General features: G+C 64.8%; 16 protein-coding genes. 4 read left to right on the forward strand and 12 right to left on the reverse strand.

Annotation, left to right across the window (positions count from 1 at the left end; translation table 11 throughout):
* Window positions 1–64: 64 nt before the first annotated feature.
* A complete protein-coding gene (locus XH85_RS22415; protein WP_164939531.1) occupies window positions 65–427 on the forward strand; it encodes an SPW repeat domain-containing protein in 363 nt (120 codons plus the stop codon).
* Window positions 428–588: 161 nt separating this feature from the next.
* Here the strand turns inward: XH85_RS22415 and XH85_RS22420 are convergent, their stop codons facing one another.
* Window positions 589–1911: an MFS transporter gene (locus XH85_RS22420; RefSeq protein WP_128933509.1), complete on the reverse strand. Its 1323-nt coding sequence runs from the start codon at window positions 1909–1911 to the stop codon at window positions 589–591.
* Between the two features lie 509 nt (window positions 1912–2420).
* Between XH85_RS22420 and XH85_RS22425 the strand changes: the two genes are divergently transcribed.
* Window positions 2421–4700: a ComEC/Rec2 family competence protein gene (locus tag XH85_RS22425; RefSeq protein WP_128933510.1), complete on the forward strand. Its 2280-nt coding sequence runs from the start codon at window positions 2421–2423 to the stop codon at window positions 4698–4700.
* Between the two features lie 138 nt (window positions 4701–4838).
* Here XH85_RS22425 and XH85_RS45260 read toward each other — a convergent pair whose 3' ends face one another.
* The 6 genes from XH85_RS45260 to XH85_RS22460 all read right to left on the reverse strand — a co-directional run bounded on the left by XH85_RS45260 (window position 4839) and on the right by XH85_RS22460 (window position 10304).
* Window positions 4839–5273, reverse strand: a complete 435-nt coding sequence (locus XH85_RS45260) for a hypothetical protein (RefSeq protein WP_164940408.1) — start codon at window positions 5271–5273, stop codon at window positions 4839–4841.
* A gap of 578 nt (window positions 5274–5851) precedes the next feature.
* Window positions 5852–6553 (reverse strand): transcriptional repressor LexA, encoded by a 702-nt coding sequence (lexA, locus tag XH85_RS22440; RefSeq protein ID WP_091886069.1) that lies wholly within the window; start codon window positions 6551–6553, stop codon window positions 5852–5854.
* A 177-nt stretch (window positions 6554–6730) separates the two neighbouring features.
* Window positions 6731–7942, reverse strand: a complete 1212-nt coding sequence (locus XH85_RS22445; RefSeq protein ID WP_128933512.1) for a molybdopterin molybdotransferase MoeA — start codon at window positions 7940–7942, stop codon at window positions 6731–6733.
* 222 nt (window positions 7943–8164) lie between these two features.
* Window positions 8165–8371, reverse strand: coding sequence for a hypothetical protein (locus XH85_RS22450; RefSeq protein WP_128933513.1), 207 nt, complete (start codon window positions 8369–8371; stop codon window positions 8165–8167).
* A gap of 161 nt (window positions 8372–8532) precedes the next feature.
* The gene (locus tag XH85_RS22455) at window positions 8533–9156 is read right to left on the reverse strand and encodes an HAD family hydrolase (RefSeq protein WP_128933514.1); all 624 of its coding nucleotides are present in this window, start codon (window positions 9154–9156) and stop codon (window positions 8533–8535) included.
* A 14-nt stretch (window positions 9157–9170) separates the two neighbouring features.
* A complete protein-coding gene (locus XH85_RS22460) occupies window positions 9171–10304 on the reverse strand; it encodes an alpha-hydroxy acid oxidase (RefSeq protein ID WP_128933515.1) in 1134 nt (377 codons plus the stop codon).
* Between the two features lie 319 nt (window positions 10305–10623).
* On the opposite strand from XH85_RS22460, the gene XH85_RS22465 reads away from it, so the two are divergent.
* A complete protein-coding gene (locus XH85_RS22465; RefSeq protein ID WP_128933516.1) occupies window positions 10624–11961 on the forward strand; it encodes a S41 family peptidase in 1338 nt (445 codons plus the stop codon).
* Between the two features lie 212 nt (window positions 11962–12173).
* Here XH85_RS22465 and XH85_RS22475 read toward each other — a convergent pair whose 3' ends face one another.
* The 5 genes from XH85_RS22475 to XH85_RS22495 form a co-directional block, all read right to left on the reverse strand.
* A complete protein-coding gene (locus XH85_RS22475) occupies window positions 12174–14894 on the reverse strand; it encodes a bifunctional diguanylate cyclase/phosphodiesterase (RefSeq protein ID WP_128933517.1) in 2721 nt (906 codons plus the stop codon).
* Between the two features lie 175 nt (window positions 14895–15069).
* The gene (gene moaC, locus XH85_RS22480) at window positions 15070–15573 is read right to left on the reverse strand and encodes a cyclic pyranopterin monophosphate synthase MoaC (RefSeq protein ID WP_128933518.1); all 504 of its coding nucleotides are present in this window, start codon (window positions 15571–15573) and stop codon (window positions 15070–15072) included.
* Window position 15574: 1 nt separating this feature from the next.
* Window positions 15575–16396, reverse strand: coding sequence for an indole-3-glycerol phosphate synthase TrpC (trpC, locus tag XH85_RS22485; RefSeq protein WP_128933519.1), 822 nt, complete (start codon window positions 16394–16396; stop codon window positions 15575–15577).
* 7 nt (window positions 16397–16403) lie between these two features.
* Window positions 16404–17417, reverse strand: a complete 1014-nt coding sequence (trpD, locus tag XH85_RS22490) for an anthranilate phosphoribosyltransferase (RefSeq protein ID WP_128933520.1) — start codon at window positions 17415–17417, stop codon at window positions 16404–16406.
* A gap of 14 nt (window positions 17418–17431) precedes the next feature.
* Entirely contained in the window at window positions 17432–19330 is a 1899-nt protein-coding gene (locus tag XH85_RS22495; protein WP_128933521.1) for a SurA N-terminal domain-containing protein, read from the reverse strand.
* A 222-nt stretch (window positions 19331–19552) separates the two neighbouring features.
* Here XH85_RS22495 and tpiA point away from each other — a divergent pair, with 222 nt between their 5' ends.
* A complete protein-coding gene (gene tpiA, locus XH85_RS22500) occupies window positions 19553–20308 on the forward strand; it encodes a triose-phosphate isomerase (protein ID WP_128933522.1) in 756 nt (251 codons plus the stop codon).
* The last annotated feature ends 65 nt before the right edge of the window (window positions 20309–20373 follow it).

The raw sequence follows: 20373 nt of genomic DNA on the forward strand, positions 1-20373 counted from the left end.
AGGTCGGAGGGATGCATTTTCTCAGCTGCGCCACCATCTAACCGGGAGAGAGGAGGTGAGCATTATGCGCATCCAACATTGGCAAGACGCTGCCAGCCTCCTGGTTGGCCTTTGGCTGGTTCTTTCGTCCTTTATCCTGGGCTTGTCCGGGGCGCCTGTCTGGGTCTCCATCGCGCTCGGGCTCGGCGTCATGCTGTTTGCCATCGAGGCACTTTTCATCCCGTCCTATCTGGAAGAATGGGGAGAAATGATGCTGGGCCTGGCTCTGCTACTGGCACCTTGGACCATCGGCTATGAGCCGGTATCGGCCACGGTGAGCAGCGTGCTGTCCGGCACACTAGTGATCCTACTCGCTGTCTGGGAGCTGATGACCGATCGCGACTTCAGCACCTGGTGGCACGATCGTTGGCATCGCCTGGCCGGCTGAGAAGCGGTGCTAGTCGGGCGCTTGCCGACCGCCATTTGCTGGCGGCCGGGAGTTTGAGATCGGCTCGCTCGGGCGCGGTGCCGAGGGGAACGATCGTCACTGCGCCTCGAGACGAACTCTGGTGCAGGGCCCCGCGGTCTTGCACCGGGATCATCAACCCATCACAATGCAGCTCTCGGCTCGATCGGCTCCCAGATGCTGATCTTGCGCGTTTCCGGCATCAGGAAGACGGCAAGCACGAAGCACACCGCGGGGACCACGATCGGATAAATCAGCGCATAGCCGATGCTGCCGGTCGCGGCGAATGCCGCCGACGTGATGAACGGCACCAATCCGCCACCCCAGCCATTGCCGATGTGGTACGGCACCGAGACTGACGTATACCTGATCCTGGCGGGAAAGAATTCCGCCAGAAACGCGCCGACCGGCCCGTATACCATCCCGACATAGCAAACCAGGATGAAGATGATGAAGGTCGCGACCGGATAGTTGACGTTTCCGGGGTGCGTGACAGTCCCCAGCCACAGATACAGTGGATAGTACGTGATCGCGGCGAGCAGCATGCCGCCGAGGATCACCGGCTTGCGGCCAATCAGATCCGACAGCCAGCCAAAGAAGATCAGGCTCGGCGTGGCAATGAGCAGTGCGGCGCCCACGATGTAGGCGGAGGTCAGCGGGTCCACCTTGGAGACCTGCTGCAGGAAGTACAGCGCCCAGAACTGACCGCTGTACCAGACCACGCCCTGTCCGATCAGGACCACAATTGCGATCCCGATGTATTTGATGTTGGAGCTGAGGAAAGCCTCCTTCCAAGGATTCCTCGTCATCTGGCCGCGGGACCTGATCTCCTGGAAGATCGGCGTTTCCTGGAGCTGGAGCCGGATGTAGATCGCAATCGCCACCAGCAGGAAGGACAGCAGGAACGGAACGCGCCAAGCCCATTCGTCGAAGGCCTGGTTGCCGGCATATGTCCGCGTGAGGATGATGACGGCCAGCGACACCACGATTCCGAGAGTAGGCGAGGTCTGCAGCCAGCCGGTATAATAGCCGCGTCGATCGTCCGGCACATGTTCGGCGACGTAGGTGATGGCGCCACCATATTCGCCGCCCAGGCACAAGCCTTGGATCATGCGCAGGCCGAAGAGAACGAACGCCGCCGTCAGACCAATCGACTGGTAGGTCGGGATCAACCCGATCGCTCCCGTGCCGAGTCCCATTCCGCTGAGCGTAATGAGAAAGGTGTATTTGCGGCCGACCCGGTCACCCATCCATCCGAACAGGAAGGCACCCAGCGGACGGATGAGAAATCCTGCCGTGAAGAGCGCGATCGTGCTGAGGAGGGCGGCAACCGGGTGGGATTGCTCAAAGAACTTGACCGATAGAACTGCGGCCAGGCTGCCAAAGATGTAGAAATCATACCATTCGATGATGTTTCCCACCGATGCAGCGATGATCACGCGGCGAAAATCACTCGGTACCTGCATGTGCGACTCCTATGGTTTCAAGACGTCTCCTCGCTTGTTTCAGCGATCGATCTTCTCGCGGGGAGAGCGTGATGCGCGGCGTCGCAGGCGCCAATTCAAAGAGTTGCGTCGGCAACGTCTGACTTCAGGCGCACTTTCGCGCCACCTGAGAAGAGCTCCGGCGGCCTTAGAACCGCGAGCCACCACTGCCTTGCCCGTCCGTCGGGAAGGCGGGGAACCGTAGTGTAATCCCACCTCGGGCCGGCAACTTATGAGACTTTCGGCTCAATCGATCTGTCGCAGGACGCTTTGCGAACGAGATCGCAAGGGCTCGAATACTTCGCGACTTCTGGTCAAAGACGTCTCAGGCGTTGCGAGGAATCCAGAAGAGATGCCAAGGCGGCGCTCGCCGTGACGATGGAGGGGAAAAGTAGGGTCTCGCCGCGTTCGTTCCTGATCCGTACCGCTATTCGCGCAGCCGCACGTTCCGGTAGCCTCTGCACCCGTCGCGTAGCGTAAGGTGCAGGGGAATGGCGGAGCCGGTGCAGCCAGTACGCTCCCAGGGAGTCGCTGGAACGTGGCCGGTTGGCCGCGCCACATCGGCCGGCGGCTTTGCGCCGGCGGGCTTTGGTGCGTGGCCCGCGACCGTCGAGACGCTGCGCGAATGGGCGCGCGCTGAGGCCGGCGCCGGGCGGCTATTGCCCTGGGTGCCCGTCGCCTTCGGTACCGGCATCGCGCTCTATTTCGCCGCCGATCACGAGCCCGTGCTGTGGGTCGTTGCCGCGACGGCGGCCGCGCTCATGCTCGGCGCCGTCCTGTTGCGGCGGAGCCGGCTGTTCGCGCCCGCGATCATGATCGCGGCGGTGGCGGCGGGTTTTGCCATGGCGACGTGGAAGACGGCGCGCATCGCCCATCCCGTGCTGGCCAAGCCGCTCTATTCGGTGTCGCTGTCGGGCTTCGTCGAGACCCGCGACATCCGCGAGCGCACCGATCGCTTCGTGCTGCGCGTTACCGCGATGGAGGCGCAGCGCAGCGACGTCAGGCTGGAGCGCGTGCGCCTGTCGGTACGCAAGGGGACGGCGCCGGAGGTCGGCAGCTTCGTGCAGCTGAAGGCGCGCCTGATGCCGCCGATCTCTCCCGTGCGCCCGGGCAGCTACGATTTCTCCCGCGACATGTTCTTCCAGGGCATCGGCGCCTCCGGCTTCGTGATGGGCGCGATCACCGCTTCAGTGCCGCCGGATGCCGGTGGTCTGCGGCTGCGCTACGCGGCCTTCATGCAGGGCCTGCGCGATGCGATCGACGCGCGCATCCGTGCGACGCTCGAGGGCGACAACCGTGCGATCGCGACCGCGCTGCTCACCGGACGGCGCGATGCGATCACCACGCCCGTCAACGACGCCATGTTCATCTCGGGGCTCGGCCATGTGCTGTCGATCTCCGGCTATCACATGGCGGTTGTCGCCGGTGTCGTGTTCTTCGCGGTGCGTGCGCTACTGGCACTGATCCCGGGGCTGGCGGCGGGCTTTGCCATCAAGAAATGGTCGGCAGCTGCAGCGCTGGTGGCGGCCGCGTTCTATCTGCTGCTGTCAGGCGCGGAGGTCGCGACGCAAAGATCGTTTTTCATGACGGCGGTGGTGCTGATCGCGGTCATGGTCGATCGCCGCGCCATCACCTTCCGCACGCTGGCGGTGGCCGCGCTGATCGTGCTCGCGGTCGCGCCCGAAGCGCTGGTGCATCCGAGTTTTCAAATGTCCTTCGCCGCGACGCTCGGACTGGTCGCGCTGGTGCAGATCGGCATGCCGAACCTGTTTGCTTCGCCCGATCATTCGGCGACAGCGCGCATCGCGCTATGGGGCGGCCGCGAGATCGCGATGCTGTTCCTGGCCTCGCTGATCGCGGGGCTTGCGACCACGCCCTACGCCGCCTTCCATTTCCACCGTGTCACGCCGTTTGGCGTACTCGCCAATCTTGGCGCGATGCCGGTGGTTTCGGCGCTGGTGATGCCGGCGGGGCTGCTGGGATTGCTCGCGGCTCCCTTCGGGCTCGACGGCGTGTTCTGGTGGCTAATGGGGATCGGGATCGACTGGATGGTCGCGGTATCGCGCTGGGTGGCGGCACTGCCGGGCGCAGTCGGCCGCATCCCCGCCTTCGGCATCGCGCCGCTGGTCGCGGCAAGCCTCGGGATCATCGTGATGGGCCTGTTGCGCACCCCCTTGCGCTGGTCTGGTGCCCTGCTGCTACTGGCTTCCATTGCCTGGGGGCTGTCGGTGCGGCAGCCCGATATCCTGATTGCCGGAGACGGCGCGAGCGTCGCGGTGCGCGGCCGCGACGGACACCTGCATGTGATCCGGACGAGCAAGGACGGCTTTCTGCTTAGGGAGTGGTTAGCTGCCGACGCTGATCCGCGCGACGCCGGGAGTAGCTCGCTGGCCGACGGCGTGTCGTGCGACGAGGCCGGCTGCGTGACGCCGCTCGCCGACGGGAGGCTGGTTGCGCTTTCCTTGCGGATCGACGCGCTGGCTGATGATTGCAGCCGCGCCGCGCTGGTAGTGACGCGGCGGCCCGCACCGCCCGATTGCGCGGCGATGGTGGTCGATCGGCAGCGTCTCACCAGCCAAGGCGCGCTGGCGTTGACGCAGCGTGGTGACGGTTTTGCGGTTCAGGCTGTGAGAGCAAGAGGCACAAGCCGCCCTTGGCTCCCGGCCGGCGCCGGCGAGGGTGATTTCGACGGAAGCCTCGCGCCGAAGGCCGCTACGGCCCGCAACCGGGACGCGACTCCGGCGGAGACCGACTTGCAGGCCGACGATTAAGGCCAGACGATTAAGAACAAATGCAGGAGCTGGTCCGGGTCCAGCCGGACTTCCGCAGAACATAAATCATACCATCTCGCCGGCCTCGGCCGGCGATGGCATTTTCAATCCTGGCCCGACCTGGTGGCCAGGGACGGCTCAGCCGATCGGCAGACGCGTGATCGTCGGCCGGCTGTCGGCATCGATCTGCGGCTTGTGCTCGCGCTCGCTGACCGGCTGCGTCACCGGCAGTTGCAGCACGGTTGCGTGCTGGCCTTCGACGAGCTGCGTCACCAGCACGTATTTGCCGTCGGGGAATTCGATCGCGTCATGATGGCGATCGGGAATGTGCGGATCGATCTTGCCGAACTTGCCGACGCGGGAGTTGATCGTGCGCGTCCAGATCCAACGATTGTCGTAACGGACGTTGTCGGCGAAGGCGAGCTCCGTTCCCGGCAGCAGGCAGACGGCCACGGTCGGGTCGGCCGCGGAAGCGAAGCCGCGCGTCGAGGTGCCGCGGAACGTTGTCGACACGATCGTCTCGCCGACTTCGGCGGGGCGCGATGCAACGGCATGCAGACTGTAGTCACACATCGGGTGCTCCTATTCGAAGATAGCAACCCGCGCCTCTTTCGGAGGCGCAAGCCTCTATCAGAGTGGAAGCACGTAACATTCTGCTTGGTTGTGGGCGAATCTGCGGCTGGCGTCAGTCGGATGCGATCACATTATCTTTCCCGAATCCAATAGGAACAAAGCTCGCTTCAGTGCATTTGGCGGATGCGAGCGTCAGCGGCCTGCGGGCGCCGACCATCCGGAATATGGCCAACTCGGCTGTGGCTGTCGCGCGACGGCACTTCGGGCGCTGCGGAATTGCTCACTCGTTGTCGCATGCGCCGACTTGCGGGGATGGTGCTGCGATTGTACTGCGAATGCTTGCGCTGCCGATGCAGCGATCAGCACAGTTGCGAAGGCGCTCAAAACGATCCTACGCATCGTTGTCTCCTCGATCTCTTGAGCCGCAAAGCGATGAGTGCTTCGGGCGGCATGCCGAGGACGTAGCGCTTGGAAAGGGGCCAGATAATCTGCCCAAGACCAGAAAGACTATCCAGCTGAAGCGGACAATCCGTCCGCTCCAATCGGAATCATCGGTATCGAATGACCACTGAGTCTTCTCAGTACTTGCGGTACAGTCCGATCAGCTTGCCCTGAATCTTCACCCGGTTCGGCGGCAGGATGCGCACCTCGTAGGCGGCGTTGGCGGGCTCGAGCGCGATCGACGCGCCGCGGCGGCGGAAGCGCTTGAGCGTCGCTTCCTCGTCGTCGATCAGCGCCACCACGATGTCGCCGGTATCGGCGCTCTCGTTGCGCTGGATCAGCGCCATGTCGCCGTCGAGGATGCCGGCCTCGACCATCGAATCGCCGCGCACTTCGAGCGCGTAGTGTTCGCCCGAGCCGAGCATGTCGGGCGGTACGCTGATGGTGTGACTGCGGGTCTGCAACGCTTCGATCGGCGTACCGGCTGCGATGCGACCCATCACCGGCACCGCAACGGGACGCTCGCCCTCGTCGGCGGGTGGGCTGGAGCTCGCGCGCACCTTGCCGAGATTGCCCTCGATGACGCTTGGCGTGAAGCCGCGGCGGTTGCCGGCGGCCGCCTGGAGCTCAGGCAGCTTGATCACCTCGATGGCGCGAGCGCGGTTGGGCAGGCGGCGGATGAAGCCGCGCTCCTCCAGCGCGGTGATCAGGCGATGGATGCCCGATTTCGAGCGCAGGTCGAGCGCATCCTTCATCTCGTCGAAGGAGGGCGGCACGCCGCTTTCCTTCAGACGTTCGCTGATGAACCGCAGAAGCTCGTATTGTTTGCGCGTTAACATCTCGACCAAAGTCCCCCGGTTGATGTCGTTCGATTGCGAGACGCTGAATTGGAGCGGCGAACCGCTACATCCTCGAAACAAATCATGAACGGACACTATATGTTCGATATGTGTTCCGCAACTGCTTAATTTTGCGTGAACACGACAAAGTTCGCGGAACACGTGTGGTGGATGCGCTCAGACGGGCAGGCGCAGCACCTCGCAAGGCGAGCCGGCTCCGGCCTTCGGCGCGAACGGCGCGCGCACGAGAAGTGCCTGTGCCGCAGCGAGATTCGCAAGCAGCGAGGAATCCTGGTGATGGACGGGAACGGCCACCAGCGTGCCGTCGTCGCGCTGTTCCAGACGTGCGCGAAGATAATCCGCGCGCATATCGTTTGCGCCCACATCGCGGCCGAGCACGGCGCGCTCATGGCGGTGATGAATCACGGATCGACCCGATACCGCACGAATCAGCGGGACCATGAACAGGAAGGCGCACACATAGGAGGAGACGGGATTACCCGGCAGGCCGATCACGCGCATCGCACCGAGCCGCCCATGCATCATCGGCTTGCCCGGGCGCATCGCAATCTTCCAGAACGCCATCGAGATACCTTCGTCCCTCAGCGCCTGCTGGACCAGATCGTGGTCGCCGACCGATGCGCCGCCGGTCGTGACCAGGATGTCGGCGCCGCTCTCGCGGGCGCGGCGGATGCCGGCGGTGGTGGCCTCCAGCGTGTCGGCGGCGATGCCGAGGTCGATGGTCTCGGCCCCCTCGCTGCGGGCGAGCGCGTGCAGGGCATAGCCGTTGGAATAGACGATCTGGCCGCGGCCGGGCGCGGCGCCTGGCATCACCAGTTCGTCGCCGGTGGCGAGGATCGCGACCTTCGGGCGGCGGCAGACGGCAAGCTGCGGGTGATTCATGGCGGCGGCGAGCGCGAGGTCGCGCTCGGTGAGACGGGTTCCCTTGCGCAGGAGCACGTCGCCTTCGGCGAAGTCAACGCCTGCGGGGCGGATGTGCCGACCGGGAATCGCGGCTTCCTTGATCGTGATGCGCGTGCCGTCCGCGACCGTATCCTCCTGGATCACGACCGCGTCGGCACCGTTGGGAACGACGCCGCCGGTGAAGATCCGCACGGCTTCGCCGGCGCCGACCGTTCCCGCGAACGGACGACCCGCCGCCACCTCGCCAATCACCGTCAGTCGGGAATCGATCGCCCCCGCGTCGGCCGCGCGCACGGCATAGCCATCCATCGCCGACATCGCTTCCGGCGGCTGCGTGCGCAGCGCCGCCACGTCGCGGGCGAGCACACGGTGGAAGGCTGCGTCGAGAGCAACCATTTCCTCGGCCAGAGGCTCCGCGCCGGCAAGCACGGCGGCAAGCGCATCGGAAACCGGCATGAGAGCCACGGCGAAAACTCCTGCTCGCGGACGAATTGGCAGGAAGCCTTCTAGCCGAGCGCGAGCGCAGAGGCAAAAGAGCAGCCGAGCGGAATGATCATCCCGACGACGCATTCGCAGGCAACGAAGGCGATGTCAGGCCGGGCGGGACATGATCTCCAGGACGAGGCAGATTGGTACCAGAGTGGCCATGGCTAGGACGAGAATGACGAGAGCCACGGCCAGCATCGATCAACTCTGCGTCTGTTCGCCCGAACTGACGCTAGGCGTCACGTCCGGAGCTTTGGGGCCCTGATCCTTGTCCGGCAGCGGATCGGCCTGAGATTTCAGGTCGGCGGCCTTGCTGATGAGCTTGGCGGAGAGGCGCGAATCCGAGGTGGTTCTGGCGAATTCGAGCAGCAGAGAAGCTTGCTTTGTGAGGTAGGCTTTGCCCAGCACGAGAATAAGTCCGATGTAGAAGTCCCAACGGACTCATAGAGTCCGGAGGAAGTATTTCCGTTCCCGGAACTCTGTACAAAAATGCACAAAGTGATTTGGTTCCGCATTCCCAAGCAGATTTGGTCCTCGGAACCCGACCAGATCCGGCCGGGCGTCGGCAGTCAAATTCCCAACGCTCGCAAGGCGTTGCCGACATCACCGGGCGAGGTGACATGCACCGCCGTCAATCCGCGCGCCCGTGCCCCTTCGACGTTCTCGGCAAGGTCGTCGAAGAACACGATTCGGCTGGCCGGCACGCCGATCGACGTCACGACATGGTCGAACGCCTCCGCATCCGGTTTGCGCAGGCCGATGCTGGACGACAAATAGAGCTCGCGGAAATGGCCGAGCACGCCGGCATATTCCTTCGAGAAATAGTCGACATGCGGCCGGTTGGTATTGGAGAAGACATAGAGCGGCATCTGCTTGGCAGCGCGCGGCAAGAGCTCGGCGATATCGGGCATCTCGCCGGCGAAGATCGCGTTCCATCCCTCCAGAAACTGCGCATCGGAAATGTCGATCCCGAGCGATGAACGCAGCGATTGAAAATAATCCTCGTCGCTGATCTTGCCGACCTCGTGCAGCCGGTAGGCCTCGTCACGCACATAGCGCGCAACGATGGCCTCGGGCTGGCAGCCGGCATGTCCCGCCCAGCAGGCGATCGCCTTGGAGAAGTCGATATCGAGCACCACGCGTCCGAGGTCGAACAGGAGCGCATCGGCGCTGCCGGGAGAGAGCGAGGTCATCGTGTCCTTTCACTTCAGTATCGATAGGGATCGTGGTCGAACAGGGGGAACGCGCTGAACACGCTCGGCGCATTCGTTGCAGTCGCCTGATGCAGGCAGGACTTGTCGACCTCGGCGAACGAGGTGGCACCCAAGAGGCCGAGGCAGCGCAGCACTTCGTCCTCCAGCAGTTCCAGCATCCGCATCACGCCGGCTTCGCCGGCCGCCGCCAGCGCCCAGCATTGCAGCCGGCCGATGCCGACGATGTCGGCGCCCGCCGCGATCGCCTTGACGATGTCGGTGCCGCGGCAGAAGCCGCCATCGACCATGATCTTGGCGCGGCCCTTCACCGCCTTGACGATTTCAGGCAGCACATGCATGGCGCCGCGGCCGTGATCGAGCTGACGGCCGCCATGGTTGGAGACGTAGATCCACTCGACACCATGATCGATCGCGATCTGTGCGTCCTCGGCCGTGGCAATGCCCTTCAGGATCAGCGGGATCCTGAATTTGTCCTTGATCATCTTCACGGTCCGCCACTCCAGGCCCTTCTGGAAATCGCCGCCGGTGGCGCGCAGGCGGCTTTCGCGAACGTAGCGCTTGGCGATGTCACGTTCGCGACGGCTGTAATGGGCGGTGTCGACGGTCAGGCAGAATGCGGCATAGCCGTTCTTTTCGGAGCGGCTGACGACATCCGCGACGAAGGCATCGTCGCCGCGGACATAGAGCTGATAGAGCCGCAGCGCGTCGGGCGCGGCCTCGGCAGTCTTTTCCAGGCCGGGCTCGGACACGGAGCTCAACATGTGCGCCGCACCGAAGGTGCCGGCGGCGCGGGCTACGCTTGCCGCACCATCGGGATCGAAGATTTCGAGCGCACCGACCGGGGCGAGCACCACCGGCAGCCGCATCCTGCGGCCGAGTTGCTCGACCGAGCCGTCGACTTTGCGAACATCGCGCAGCACGCGGGGGCGGAAGGCGATCTCGTCCAGCGCCATCCGGTTCCGGCGCATCGTGGTCTCCGTCTCGGCAGCGCCGACGATGTAGTCCCAGGCATTCTGGTTGAGATTGGCGCGCGCTTTCCGGATGAATTCGTGCAGGTTCTGGAACGGCTCGTTGCTGGCGCCGAGTTCGACGTTCCTTTCCGGCCGGATGCGGGGCGCGTCGTTCATTGTTGTCCTCCCGAGAATTTGAAGTCTTATCGCCATCGCCTATCGCGTCCGGCCCTCCAAAACCATCCTAAAATCGCATAGCTGCGAGGCGTAGGCGGCCGACCGATGTCCGCTTTGCACAAGGTGGTTTCGGAACGTTGCCAAAAGTTTAAGCCGCGGCGAAGGGATTTCTTCGCCGTACCGCCGGCACGGCAGGCCGGCCTTGAAGAAACCAGAATGGTGTTGTGAGACGTGACTTGGATCGCCATTTGCATGGCGGCTTCCAAGCCCGAGAGACAAGCCCCTCAAGAGAACCGCTAAGCAAAAGGCCAGTCAATCCATGCGGAAAAACCTGCTGTTCCCCCTGGGCGCGCTCACGGGAGCGTGTCTGACCCTTCTGGTAGCCAGTCCCCACGGCGGCGTGTGGGCGGCACGGGCGGCGGCGAGCGCGGACGATGCCTATTCCCAGCTCAACTTGTTTGGCGCGGTGTTCGAGCGGGTCAAGGCGAACTATGTCGAGAAGCCCGACAATGCCAAGCTGATCGAAGGCGCGGTTACGGGCATGGTGACCTCGCTCGATCCGCATTCGCGCTACATGAACGCCAAGGCCTGGACCGAGATGCAGGAGACCACCTCCGGCGAGTTCGGCGGGCTCGGCATCGAGGTCACGATGGAGGATGGCCTCGTCAAGGTCGTCTCGCCGATCGACGATACACCAGCCTCGAAGGCCGGCATCATGTCCGGCGACCTCATCAGCAAGATCGACGGCGAGGCCGTGCAGGGCATGACGCTCGAGCAGGCCGTCAACAAGATGAAGGGCCCGGTCGACACCAAGACCAAGCTCACCATCGTGCGTAAGGGGGCCGACGCGCCGCTCGACGTCGCGATCACCCGCGAGATCATCCATGTGCGCCCGGTGCGCTTCCACGTCGAGAACGGCGACATCGGCTATATCCGCATCACCTCGTTCAACGAGCAGACCACCGACGGCCTGAAGAAGGCGATCGCGTCGATCTCCAAACAGGTCCCGTCGGAGAAGCTCGCAGGCTATGTGATGGACCTGCGCAACAATCCAGGCGGTCTGCTCGACCAGGCTGTCTCGGTGTCGAGCGCATTCCTTCAACGCGGCGAGGTCGTCTCGACCCGCGGGCGCAATCCGGAAGAGACCCAGCGCTTCACGGCGCATGGCGGCGATCTCACCAAGGGCAAGCCGCTGGTCGTGCTGATCAACGGCGGTTCGGCCTCGGCCTCGGAGATCGTCTCCGGTGCGCTGCATGACCACAAGCGTGCGACGCTGATCGGTACGCGGTCGTTCGGCAAGGGCTCGGTGCAGACGATCATTCCGCTCGGCGCCGGCAACGGTGCGCTGGCGCTGACCACGGCGCGCTACTACACGCCGTCGGGCCGCTCGATCCAGGCCCAGGGCATCGCGCCGGACATCGAGATCCTCCAGGACGTGCCGCCCGAGCTGAAGGGCCGGATGGACACCATGGCGGAATCCCAGATGCGCGGGCATCTGTCGGCCGCCGACGGCACCGAGCAGACCGGATCACAATCCTACGTCCCGCCCGAAGAGAAGGACGACAAAGCCCTGCATACGGCTTTCGACTTCTTGCACGGCGTCACCGCGAATGCGGTTGCCTCCAAGCCCGGGTCGAAGGCGGCGGTGCCGAACTAATTCTTGCGACGTCCGGACTCGCCGGGAGTGGATCACCGCTCCCGGGCGATTTCGTTTTGGGGCCGCCGTCCAGGTCGGGTTCATGGCGGCAAACGTTGCTTCGTAGCGGCTGTCGCGCTCGGCCGAGCGGCGAGCGCGGTCGCGCTCTACCAGCACTTCATCGCGGGGATGAAGCCGTCAACCCGGAGGGATCAGCCCGTTCGGCCGAAGACCTAGCCTGCCTCGCGGCGGCGAATTTCCTCGCCACCGCGCTGGGCGAGACGGCTGCGATGCAGTGCGAACAACTCCAGCATCTTGTCGGCGGGTTTCGCGGCGCTGAACAGATAGCCCTGCATCTCGGAACAGCCAAGCGCGCGGAGCAGGCGCTGCTGCTCTTCGGTCTCGACGCCCTCGGCCGTGGTGGTCATGCGGCGGGCGGCCGCGAGGTTGACGACGGCCTGGACGATGCTGGCGGAGCCGTCGGGACCGGCGATGTCGTCGACGAAGCAGCGGTCGATCTTGATCTTGTCGAAGGGGAAGCGGTGCAGATAGCTCAGCGACGAGTAGCCGGTGCCGAAATCGTCCAGCGCGATGCGCACGCCGATGGCGCGAAGCTGGTGCAGGATCGCGAGCGCTGCGTCGTCGTCGCGGATCAGCACGGCCTCGGTGATTTCGAGCTCGAGCCGGCTCGCCGGCAAATTGGAGGCGGCGAGCGCGGCCATGATCTTCAGCGCCAGCGTACCGCTCTTGAACTGCACCGGCGAGACGTTGACGGCGAGGCGAATGTCGTCGGGCCAGTTTGCTGCATCCCTACAGGCGGTCGCCAGCACCCATTCGCCGATCTCGTTGATCAGGCCGGTATCTTCGGCGATCGGGATGAATTCGGCCGGTGAGACCATGCCGCGCTCGGGATGACGCCAGCGTACCAGCGCCTCGCATCCCGTGATGCGGTCGTCCTTCAGGCCGAGGCAAGGCTGGTAATAGACCTCGAGGCCGCCATGAGCGATGGCGTGGCGCAGGTCGATCTCGAGCTGCCGCCGCTCGCGGACCTTGGCGTCCATCTCCGGTTCGAAGAAGCGATAGGTGCGGCGGCCGGCGGCTTTGGCCGCATACATCGCCATATCGGCATTCTTCAGGATCTGGTCCAGCGCGGTCCCGTGTCTCGGTGCAAGCGCGATGCCTATGCTGGCGTCCGTGGTGAGATGATGGCCCATGCAGTCGAACGGCATTCTAATGGTCTCGAACACCCGTGCGACGAGTTCGTTGACCTCCTCCAGCGATGTTACTGCGCTCTGTACGATCGCGAATTCATCGCCGCCGAGCCGTGCCACGAAGTCCATCGGACCTGCGCAGCGGCGAAGGCTCTGTGCGACCGATTTCAACAGCTCGTCGCCGACGAGATGACCGAGTGCGTCGTTGACGCCCTTGAACTCGTCGATGTCGATGTAGTGCACCGCGATCTCTTCGCCGTCGGCGATGGTACCCAGCTCTTCGCGCAGATGCTCGTGGAACATGGCGCGGTTGGGCAGGTCGGTCAGCGCGTCGTAATGGGCGAGGTGGGTGATGCGTTCCTCGGTCCGCCGGCGCTCGGTGATGTCCTCATGCGTCGCGACCCAGCCGCCGTCCGCGAGCGGTTCGTTGACGATCTGGATCGAGCGGCCGTCGGAGGTGTCGACCACCATGGAGTTGCGCAGGTGGATGTCGCGCAGCACGCGCGCAACGTAGTCGTCGACATTGCCGGTGAACGAGCCCGTCGCTTTGCGATGGGCGATGATGTCGTCGAAGCTGCAACCGGGCTTCACGGTCTCGACCGACAGTCCGTACATCTCGATGTAGCGCTGGTTGCAGATCACGAGCCGCCGCTCGGCATCGAACAGCAGGAGGCCCTGCGTCATGTTGTTGACGGCGCGGTCGAGACGCTGCTTTTCCAGCGTCAGCCGTTCCCGCGAGAGGCGGTGCTGCTCCAGCAGCTTGCGCACGATCGCGATCAGCACGCCGGCGATGGCGAGCGCGGAAGAGGCGGCGACCGAGATCAGGATGCCGATCTGCTCGCGCCAGTCCGCCAGGGCCGCCGCGCGCGTCATGGTGGCCATGATCAGGATCGGAAAGTGGGGCAGGGCGCGCGAGGAGATCAGCCGGTCGTCGCCATCGATCGGGCTCACGAAGCGACCGGCGAAGTGATCGAGCCCGAAAACCCTCTGATGCGAGAACGGGCCGGTCTTGAAATTCCGCCCCATCAATTCGCTGGAAAGGGGATAGCGGGCGAGCAGCGTGCCGTCTCGATGCAGCATCGAGATCGACGCGCCTTCACCGAGCACGACGGAAGCGAAGAACTTCTCGAAATTGGCGGGCTCGATGCCGCGCCCGACGACGCCCAGGAACTCGCCGTTCGGTCCAAGGATCTTGCGGACGATCAGGATGGTCCAGGCGCCCGAGATGCGGCTGTGCAGCGGCTCGATCAGCACGTCAGGCGAATAGGGATCGTATTTGAAGGTGCGGAAATAGGCGCGATCGGCAACGTTCACGTTCGGGGCCGGCCATGCCGTCGACGAGTTGACCAGATTCCCTTCGGCGTCGATGACATTGACGCCGCCCATGTAGGGCAGCGCCTCGATCTTCGAGCGCAGCATGCGGTGGATGTCCTGCCCCGCGAGGCGTTTGCGATAATCCTCCACATTATTGATGCCGGTTGCGCGGACGTGGTCGACGAAATCCTTCTGGATGACTGCGAAATCCTGCAATTGCTGGTCGAAATGATGGGCGAGCATCAGCACGGTGTTTTCGAGCTCGCGGCCGGAGTTGCGCAGCGCGCGTTCGCGGAAATTCTGTGCCATCAGCGTCGCGCCGACGGCGATCGCCGCGATCAGCAGCATGCCGCCCACCACCAGCCAGCGGATCGGTCCGCTGCGCACGAAGGCCTGGTCAAAGAGGCGACTGCCGAATCTCGTCATCATGCTGGATCATTGCCGTGCACACGCCAGGATCAATTCTTGGCCCCGGAAACATCCGTTGGTTTACGGGAACGGTGTGGAGGCGAAGTTAGGAAGCGCGGTTAACGCGATATGAACGACCGGGCACAAAGGCAACCGATGCGCGCGACGCAGGAGGTCGGTCGCCGAAATACGCGCTTCAGGCGCGGTAATGGCCGGACTTGCCGCCGAGCTTCTCGACGAGATGGATGCCCTCGATGCGCACGCCACGCTCCACCGCCTTGATCATGTCGTAGATGGTGAGGCAGGCGACCGAGACCGCCGTGAGCGCCTCCATCTCGACGCCGGTGGGACCAGTGACCTTGACGCTGGCGCGGACGAGGCAGCCCGGCAGTTTCGCATCGGGCTCGATCTCGACCGTGACCTTCGACAGCGCGAGCGGATGGCAGAGCGGGATCAGCTCGGAGGTGCGCTTGGCGGCCATGATGCCGGCGATGCGCGCGGTGCCGAGCACGTCACCCTTCTTGGCGTTGCCGGACACGATCAGATCGAGCGTCGCCTTGGTCATGATGACGCGGCCTTCCGCCACCGCAAGCCGCTCGGTCGCGGGCTTGTCCGTCACGTCCACCATCCGCGCTTCGCCGGAGGCGCCGATATGGGTAAGGGCAGGGCCGGCCTTGGACTTGGAAGGCTTGCGCGCCATGTCAGCGCGTGCCCGTCGCGCGCGGTGCCGTCTCGCGCGCGAGTAGCGTGCGCGTGGCGGCGGTGACGTCGGCCTGCCGCATCAAGCTCTCGCCGACCAGGAAGGTCGACATACCGACGCGCTCGAGCCGCGCAAGGTCTGCGGCTGCGAAGATGCCGCTCTCACCGACCATCAGCCGGTCCGCGGGGATCAGCGGCGCCAGCGCCTCGCTGGTCGCAAGCGTGGTCTCGAAGGTACGCAAATTGCGGTTGTTGACGCCGATCATGGGCGAGCGAAGTTTCAGCGCGCGGTCGAGCTCAGCACGGTCGTGGATTTCGATCAGCACATCCATGCCGTAAGCGAAGGCGGCATCTTCGAGATCCCTGGCGGTCGCATCGTCGAGCGCGGCCATGATGATCAGGATGCAATCGGCGCCATGCGCGCGAGCCTCCGCCACCTGATAGGTATCGAACATGAAATCCTTGCGCAGCACCGGCAACGAGGTTGCCGCGCGCGCCGCCACCATGAAGTCGAGATGGCCCTGGAACGACGGCGTATCGGTCAGCACCGAAAGGCAGGCGGCGCCGCCGGCCTCATAGGCTCTGCCAAGCTGGGGCGGATCGAAATCGGCGCGGATCAGTCCCTTCGACGGCGAGGCCTTCTTGATCTCGGCAATCAGCGCATAGTCGCCATTGGCGTGCTTCGCCTTGATCGCGCGCATGAAGCCGCGCGGTGCGGCTTGCGCCTTGGCCTGTGCCTCGACAATCGAGAGCGGCTGCGCGCGCTTGGCCGCGGCAATCTCCTCGCGCTTGTAAGCTTCGATCTTGGTCAGGATATCCGACATGTCAGGCTCAGCCGTTCGAGACCGCGATCAGATGTTTCAGCCGCGCGCTTGCGGCGCCGCTGTCGAGCGACTTCGCGCCGATCGCAACGCCCTCCTTGAGATCCTTGGCGCGTCCGGCCACGACCAGCGCGGCGGCAGCGTTGATCAGCGCGACGTCGCGGTAGGGGCTCGGCTTGCCGTCGAGCACGCCTTGCAGCGCGATCGCATTAGCCTCGGCGTCGCCTCCTTTGAGTGCGCCGGTCTCGCAGCGCGACAGGCCGGCCTCCTCCGGCGTCACCTCGAAATTCCGGATCTCGCCATTGTGGAGCGCGGAGACGAAGGTCGGGCCGGTCAGGGTGATCTCGTCGAGGCCATCGGAGCCGTGCACGACCCAGGCGGATTCCGAGCCGAGGTTCTTGAGCACCTGCGCCAGCGGTTGCACCCATTGCCGCGAGAATACGCCGACCATCTGCCGCTTGACGCCGGCCGGATTGGACAGGGGGCCGAGCAGGTTGAAGATCGTGCGCGTGGCAAGCTCGACCCGGGTCGGGCCGACGTTCTTCATGGCGGGATGGTGGGCGGGGGCGAACATGAAGCCGATGCCGCATTCGCGCACGCAATGTCCGACCTGCTCGGGCCTGAGGTCGATCTTCACGCCGAGCGAGGCCAGCACGTCGGCGGCGCCCGAGCGCGAGGACAGCGCGCGGTTGCCGTGCTTGGCCACCGGCACGCCGGCGCCCGAGACGATGAAGGACGCGCAGGTCGAGACATTGACCGAGCCGGAGCCGTCGCCGCCGGTGCCGACGATGTCGACGGCGTCAGGCGGCGCCGTCACGGCCAGCATCTTGGAGCGCATCGCCGTAACGGCGCCGGTGATCTCGTCCACGGTCTCGCCGCGCACCCTGAGCGCCATCAACAGGCCGCCCATCTGTGAGGGCGTGGCTTCGCCCGACATCATGGCGTCGAAGGCGGAGGCGGCTTCGTCACGCGACAGGCTGGCGCCGGTCGCCACTTTTCCAATGATCGATTTCAGGTCGTCCATCGCGTGCTTTCAACTCACTGGTTCGCGCCGGTCACCTGCGCGAAGGCGGCCTGATTAATGGTGGTCCCGATGTCGGTTTCAAGCTTGTTGACGTAGGAAGCGACCTGCTCCTCGGTCTGCGCGCGGTCGAGGCTGTCCTTCAGTTTCTTCACCGCGTCGGAAGCGGCGTCGACCACGGGTTCGACGATGTCGGTGACGCGGAAGATGATCACTTCGCTGCCGCCGCTCACGGGGGTCTGTCCGACGCCGTCCTTGGCGGTGCGGAAGGCGGCCGATACGACGGTTGCGGGTACGCCGGCAGGCGAGTCATCGCGCTTGAAGCCGGTCGCGGTCTCGACCTTGGCGCCGATCGCAGCAGCTTCATCGGCGAGCTTGCTGCCGGATTCGAGCTTCTGCACCATCTCGGTCGCCTTGGTCTTCAGCTTGGCCGCGACCTGGTCCTGGCGCCAGCGCGCCTCGACCTGGTCGCGGACCTCGTCGAGATTGCGGTCGCGCGAGGGCGTGATCGCGATGACGTCGTACCAGACATAGCCGCCCTTGAACGAGATCGAGTCGTTGTCGACGCCGATGTCGGTGTTGAAGGCCTGCGACACCACGTCGAGCCCCTGCGGAATGTTGGCGACCGGCTGGCCGTTCGGGGCGCGGCCGGAACGGTCGACGGCGTCGATGGTCACCGCCGTGAGCCCGAGCTTCTGCGCCGCGTCGATCACGCTGGAGCCGCCGCCGCGCTCGTCCTCCATCTTGTCGCGGAGATCGGCGACCTTGACGCGCGCGCGCTCGGTCGCGATCTCGCGCTTGATCTCGCCCGCAACGCTGGCGTAGTCCGCTTCTTTGCCCGGCTCGATCTTGTCGACCTTGACGATCGCGACGCCAAGCCCGCCCTGGATCGGCTGGCTGATCTCGCCGGCAGGAAGCGCGAAGGCGGCATCGCCAACGGCCGGATCGAGCGAAGACTTGGTCACAAGCCCGAGATCGACGTCGGAGGCGCTCAGCCCGCGCTCCTTGCCGAGATCCTCGAACGTCATGCCGCCGACAAGGCGCTCGCGTGCGGTCTGCGCCTCCGCCACGTTCGGAAACACGATCTGCTGGATCTGGCGCTTCTCCGGCGTGCCGAGCCGGTCCTTGCGCTGGTCGAACGCCTTCTTGGCGTCCTCGTCCGACACCTCGGACCACTTGCCGATCTCCTCCGGCGAGACCACGACGAAGGCGATCTTGCGGTATTCGGGCGCGCGGAACTGGACCTTGTGATCCTCGAAATAGGCGGCGAGCGTCTCGGGCGAGGGCGCCTCGATCTGGCCTGCCTGCGCGGCGTCGAGCCTGACGAACTCGATGGCGCGCTGCTCGCTCTGGAAGCGCGTCAGCGCGTCGAGCATGGTTTTCGGCGGCTCGAGGCCGGCGCCGATCGTGCCGGTGATCTGCCGGCGCAGCGACACTTTGCGCTGCTCGGCGACGTAGCGCTGCTCGGTATAGCCGAAATTGCGGATCACGGCCTGGAAGCGATTCGCATCGAAGTTGCCGCCGACGCCCTTGAAGTTGGGGTCATTCATGATGACCTGGCGGATCTGGTCGTCGGACTGGCCGAGCCCGAGCCGGCGCGCCTCTTCGTCGATGGCGGCTTCGGCGATGGTCTGCTGGAGCACCTGGCGGTCGAGGCCGAAGGCACGCGCCTGATCGGGCGTCAGCGGACGGCCGAACTGGCGGCTGATCTGTTGCAAGCGGTCGGTGTAGATCTGGCGGAACTCGTTGAGCGAAATCTCGGTGCTGCCGATCTTGGCCACCGTGGACTGCCCGAAGCCGCGGAAGATGTCGGCGATGCCCCAAATGCCGAAACTGACGATCAACACGCCCATCACCACGGCCATAATGGTCTTGCCGAGCCAGTTTGATGAGGCCTTGCGCATTCCTCGAAGCATTTGGTCCAACTTGTTTGGCAGGAGGGGAACGGGAGCGCGTCTTAATGCAGATTCCGCAAAAGCGCGTCACCAAATTGATAGATCATCATAAAGTGGCGGCTTTCCCCCCGCAACCTCGCCTCATGCGACGCCTCGAAGCTGCGGTTAAAAGCCCCTGGTCTCTGGAACTGCGGCGACAGCTCTGCTAGCGCATGCACAAACCTCATTTTGCTGGACATTGACATGACCGACGCCATCCGACCGCTGATCGCCGGCAATTGGAAGATGAACGGCCTGAAGGCCCAGGTTGCCGAATTCGACGCCATGCTCAACGGCGCGGCGGACGTGGCTGCCAAGGCCGACCTGCTGGTCTGCCCGCCTGCAACCCTGATCGCCGCCTTCGCCGACAAGGCGCGGGGCAAGAAGGTCGCGGTGGGGGCCCAGGACTGCCATCCCAAGGCCTCCGGCGCCCATACCGGCGATGTTGCCGCCGAAATGCTGGTGGATGCCGGCGCAACTGCCATCATCGTCGGCCATTCCGAGCGGCGCGCCGACCACGGCGAGGGCGATGCCCTGGTCCGACACAAGGCCGAGGCAGCCTGGCGCGCCGGGGCGGCGGCGATCGTCTGCATCGGCGAGACGCAAGGCCAGCGCGATGCCGGCCAGACCCTGGATATCCTGCGTGGCCAGCTCGACGGCTCGCTGCCGGACGGCTCCACCGCGGCCAATCTGGTCGTGGCCTATGAGCCGGTCTGGGCCATTGGCACCGGACTGACCCCGACCTCCCAGGATGTCGAGCAGATTCATGGCTTTATCCGGGAACTCCTGATTGCCCGGTTCAAGGCCGAGGGTGCCAAGATGCGGATCCTTTACGGCGGCTCGGTCAAGCCCTCGAACGCGGCCGAGCTGATGGCGGTGAAAAACGTCAACGGCGCGCTGGTCGGCGGCGCCAGCCTGAAGGCGGCCGATTTCCTTGCGATCGCCAAGGGCTGTCCCTAGCTCATTCAAACCGTTGGTCCGGGCCCGATCGGGGGTGGCAATACCCCCTCCGATCGTGTAACACC

Source organism: Bradyrhizobium zhanjiangense (genome assembly GCF_004114935.1).
Taxonomy (GTDB): Bacteria; Pseudomonadota; Alphaproteobacteria; order Rhizobiales; family Xanthobacteraceae; genus Bradyrhizobium; species Bradyrhizobium zhanjiangense.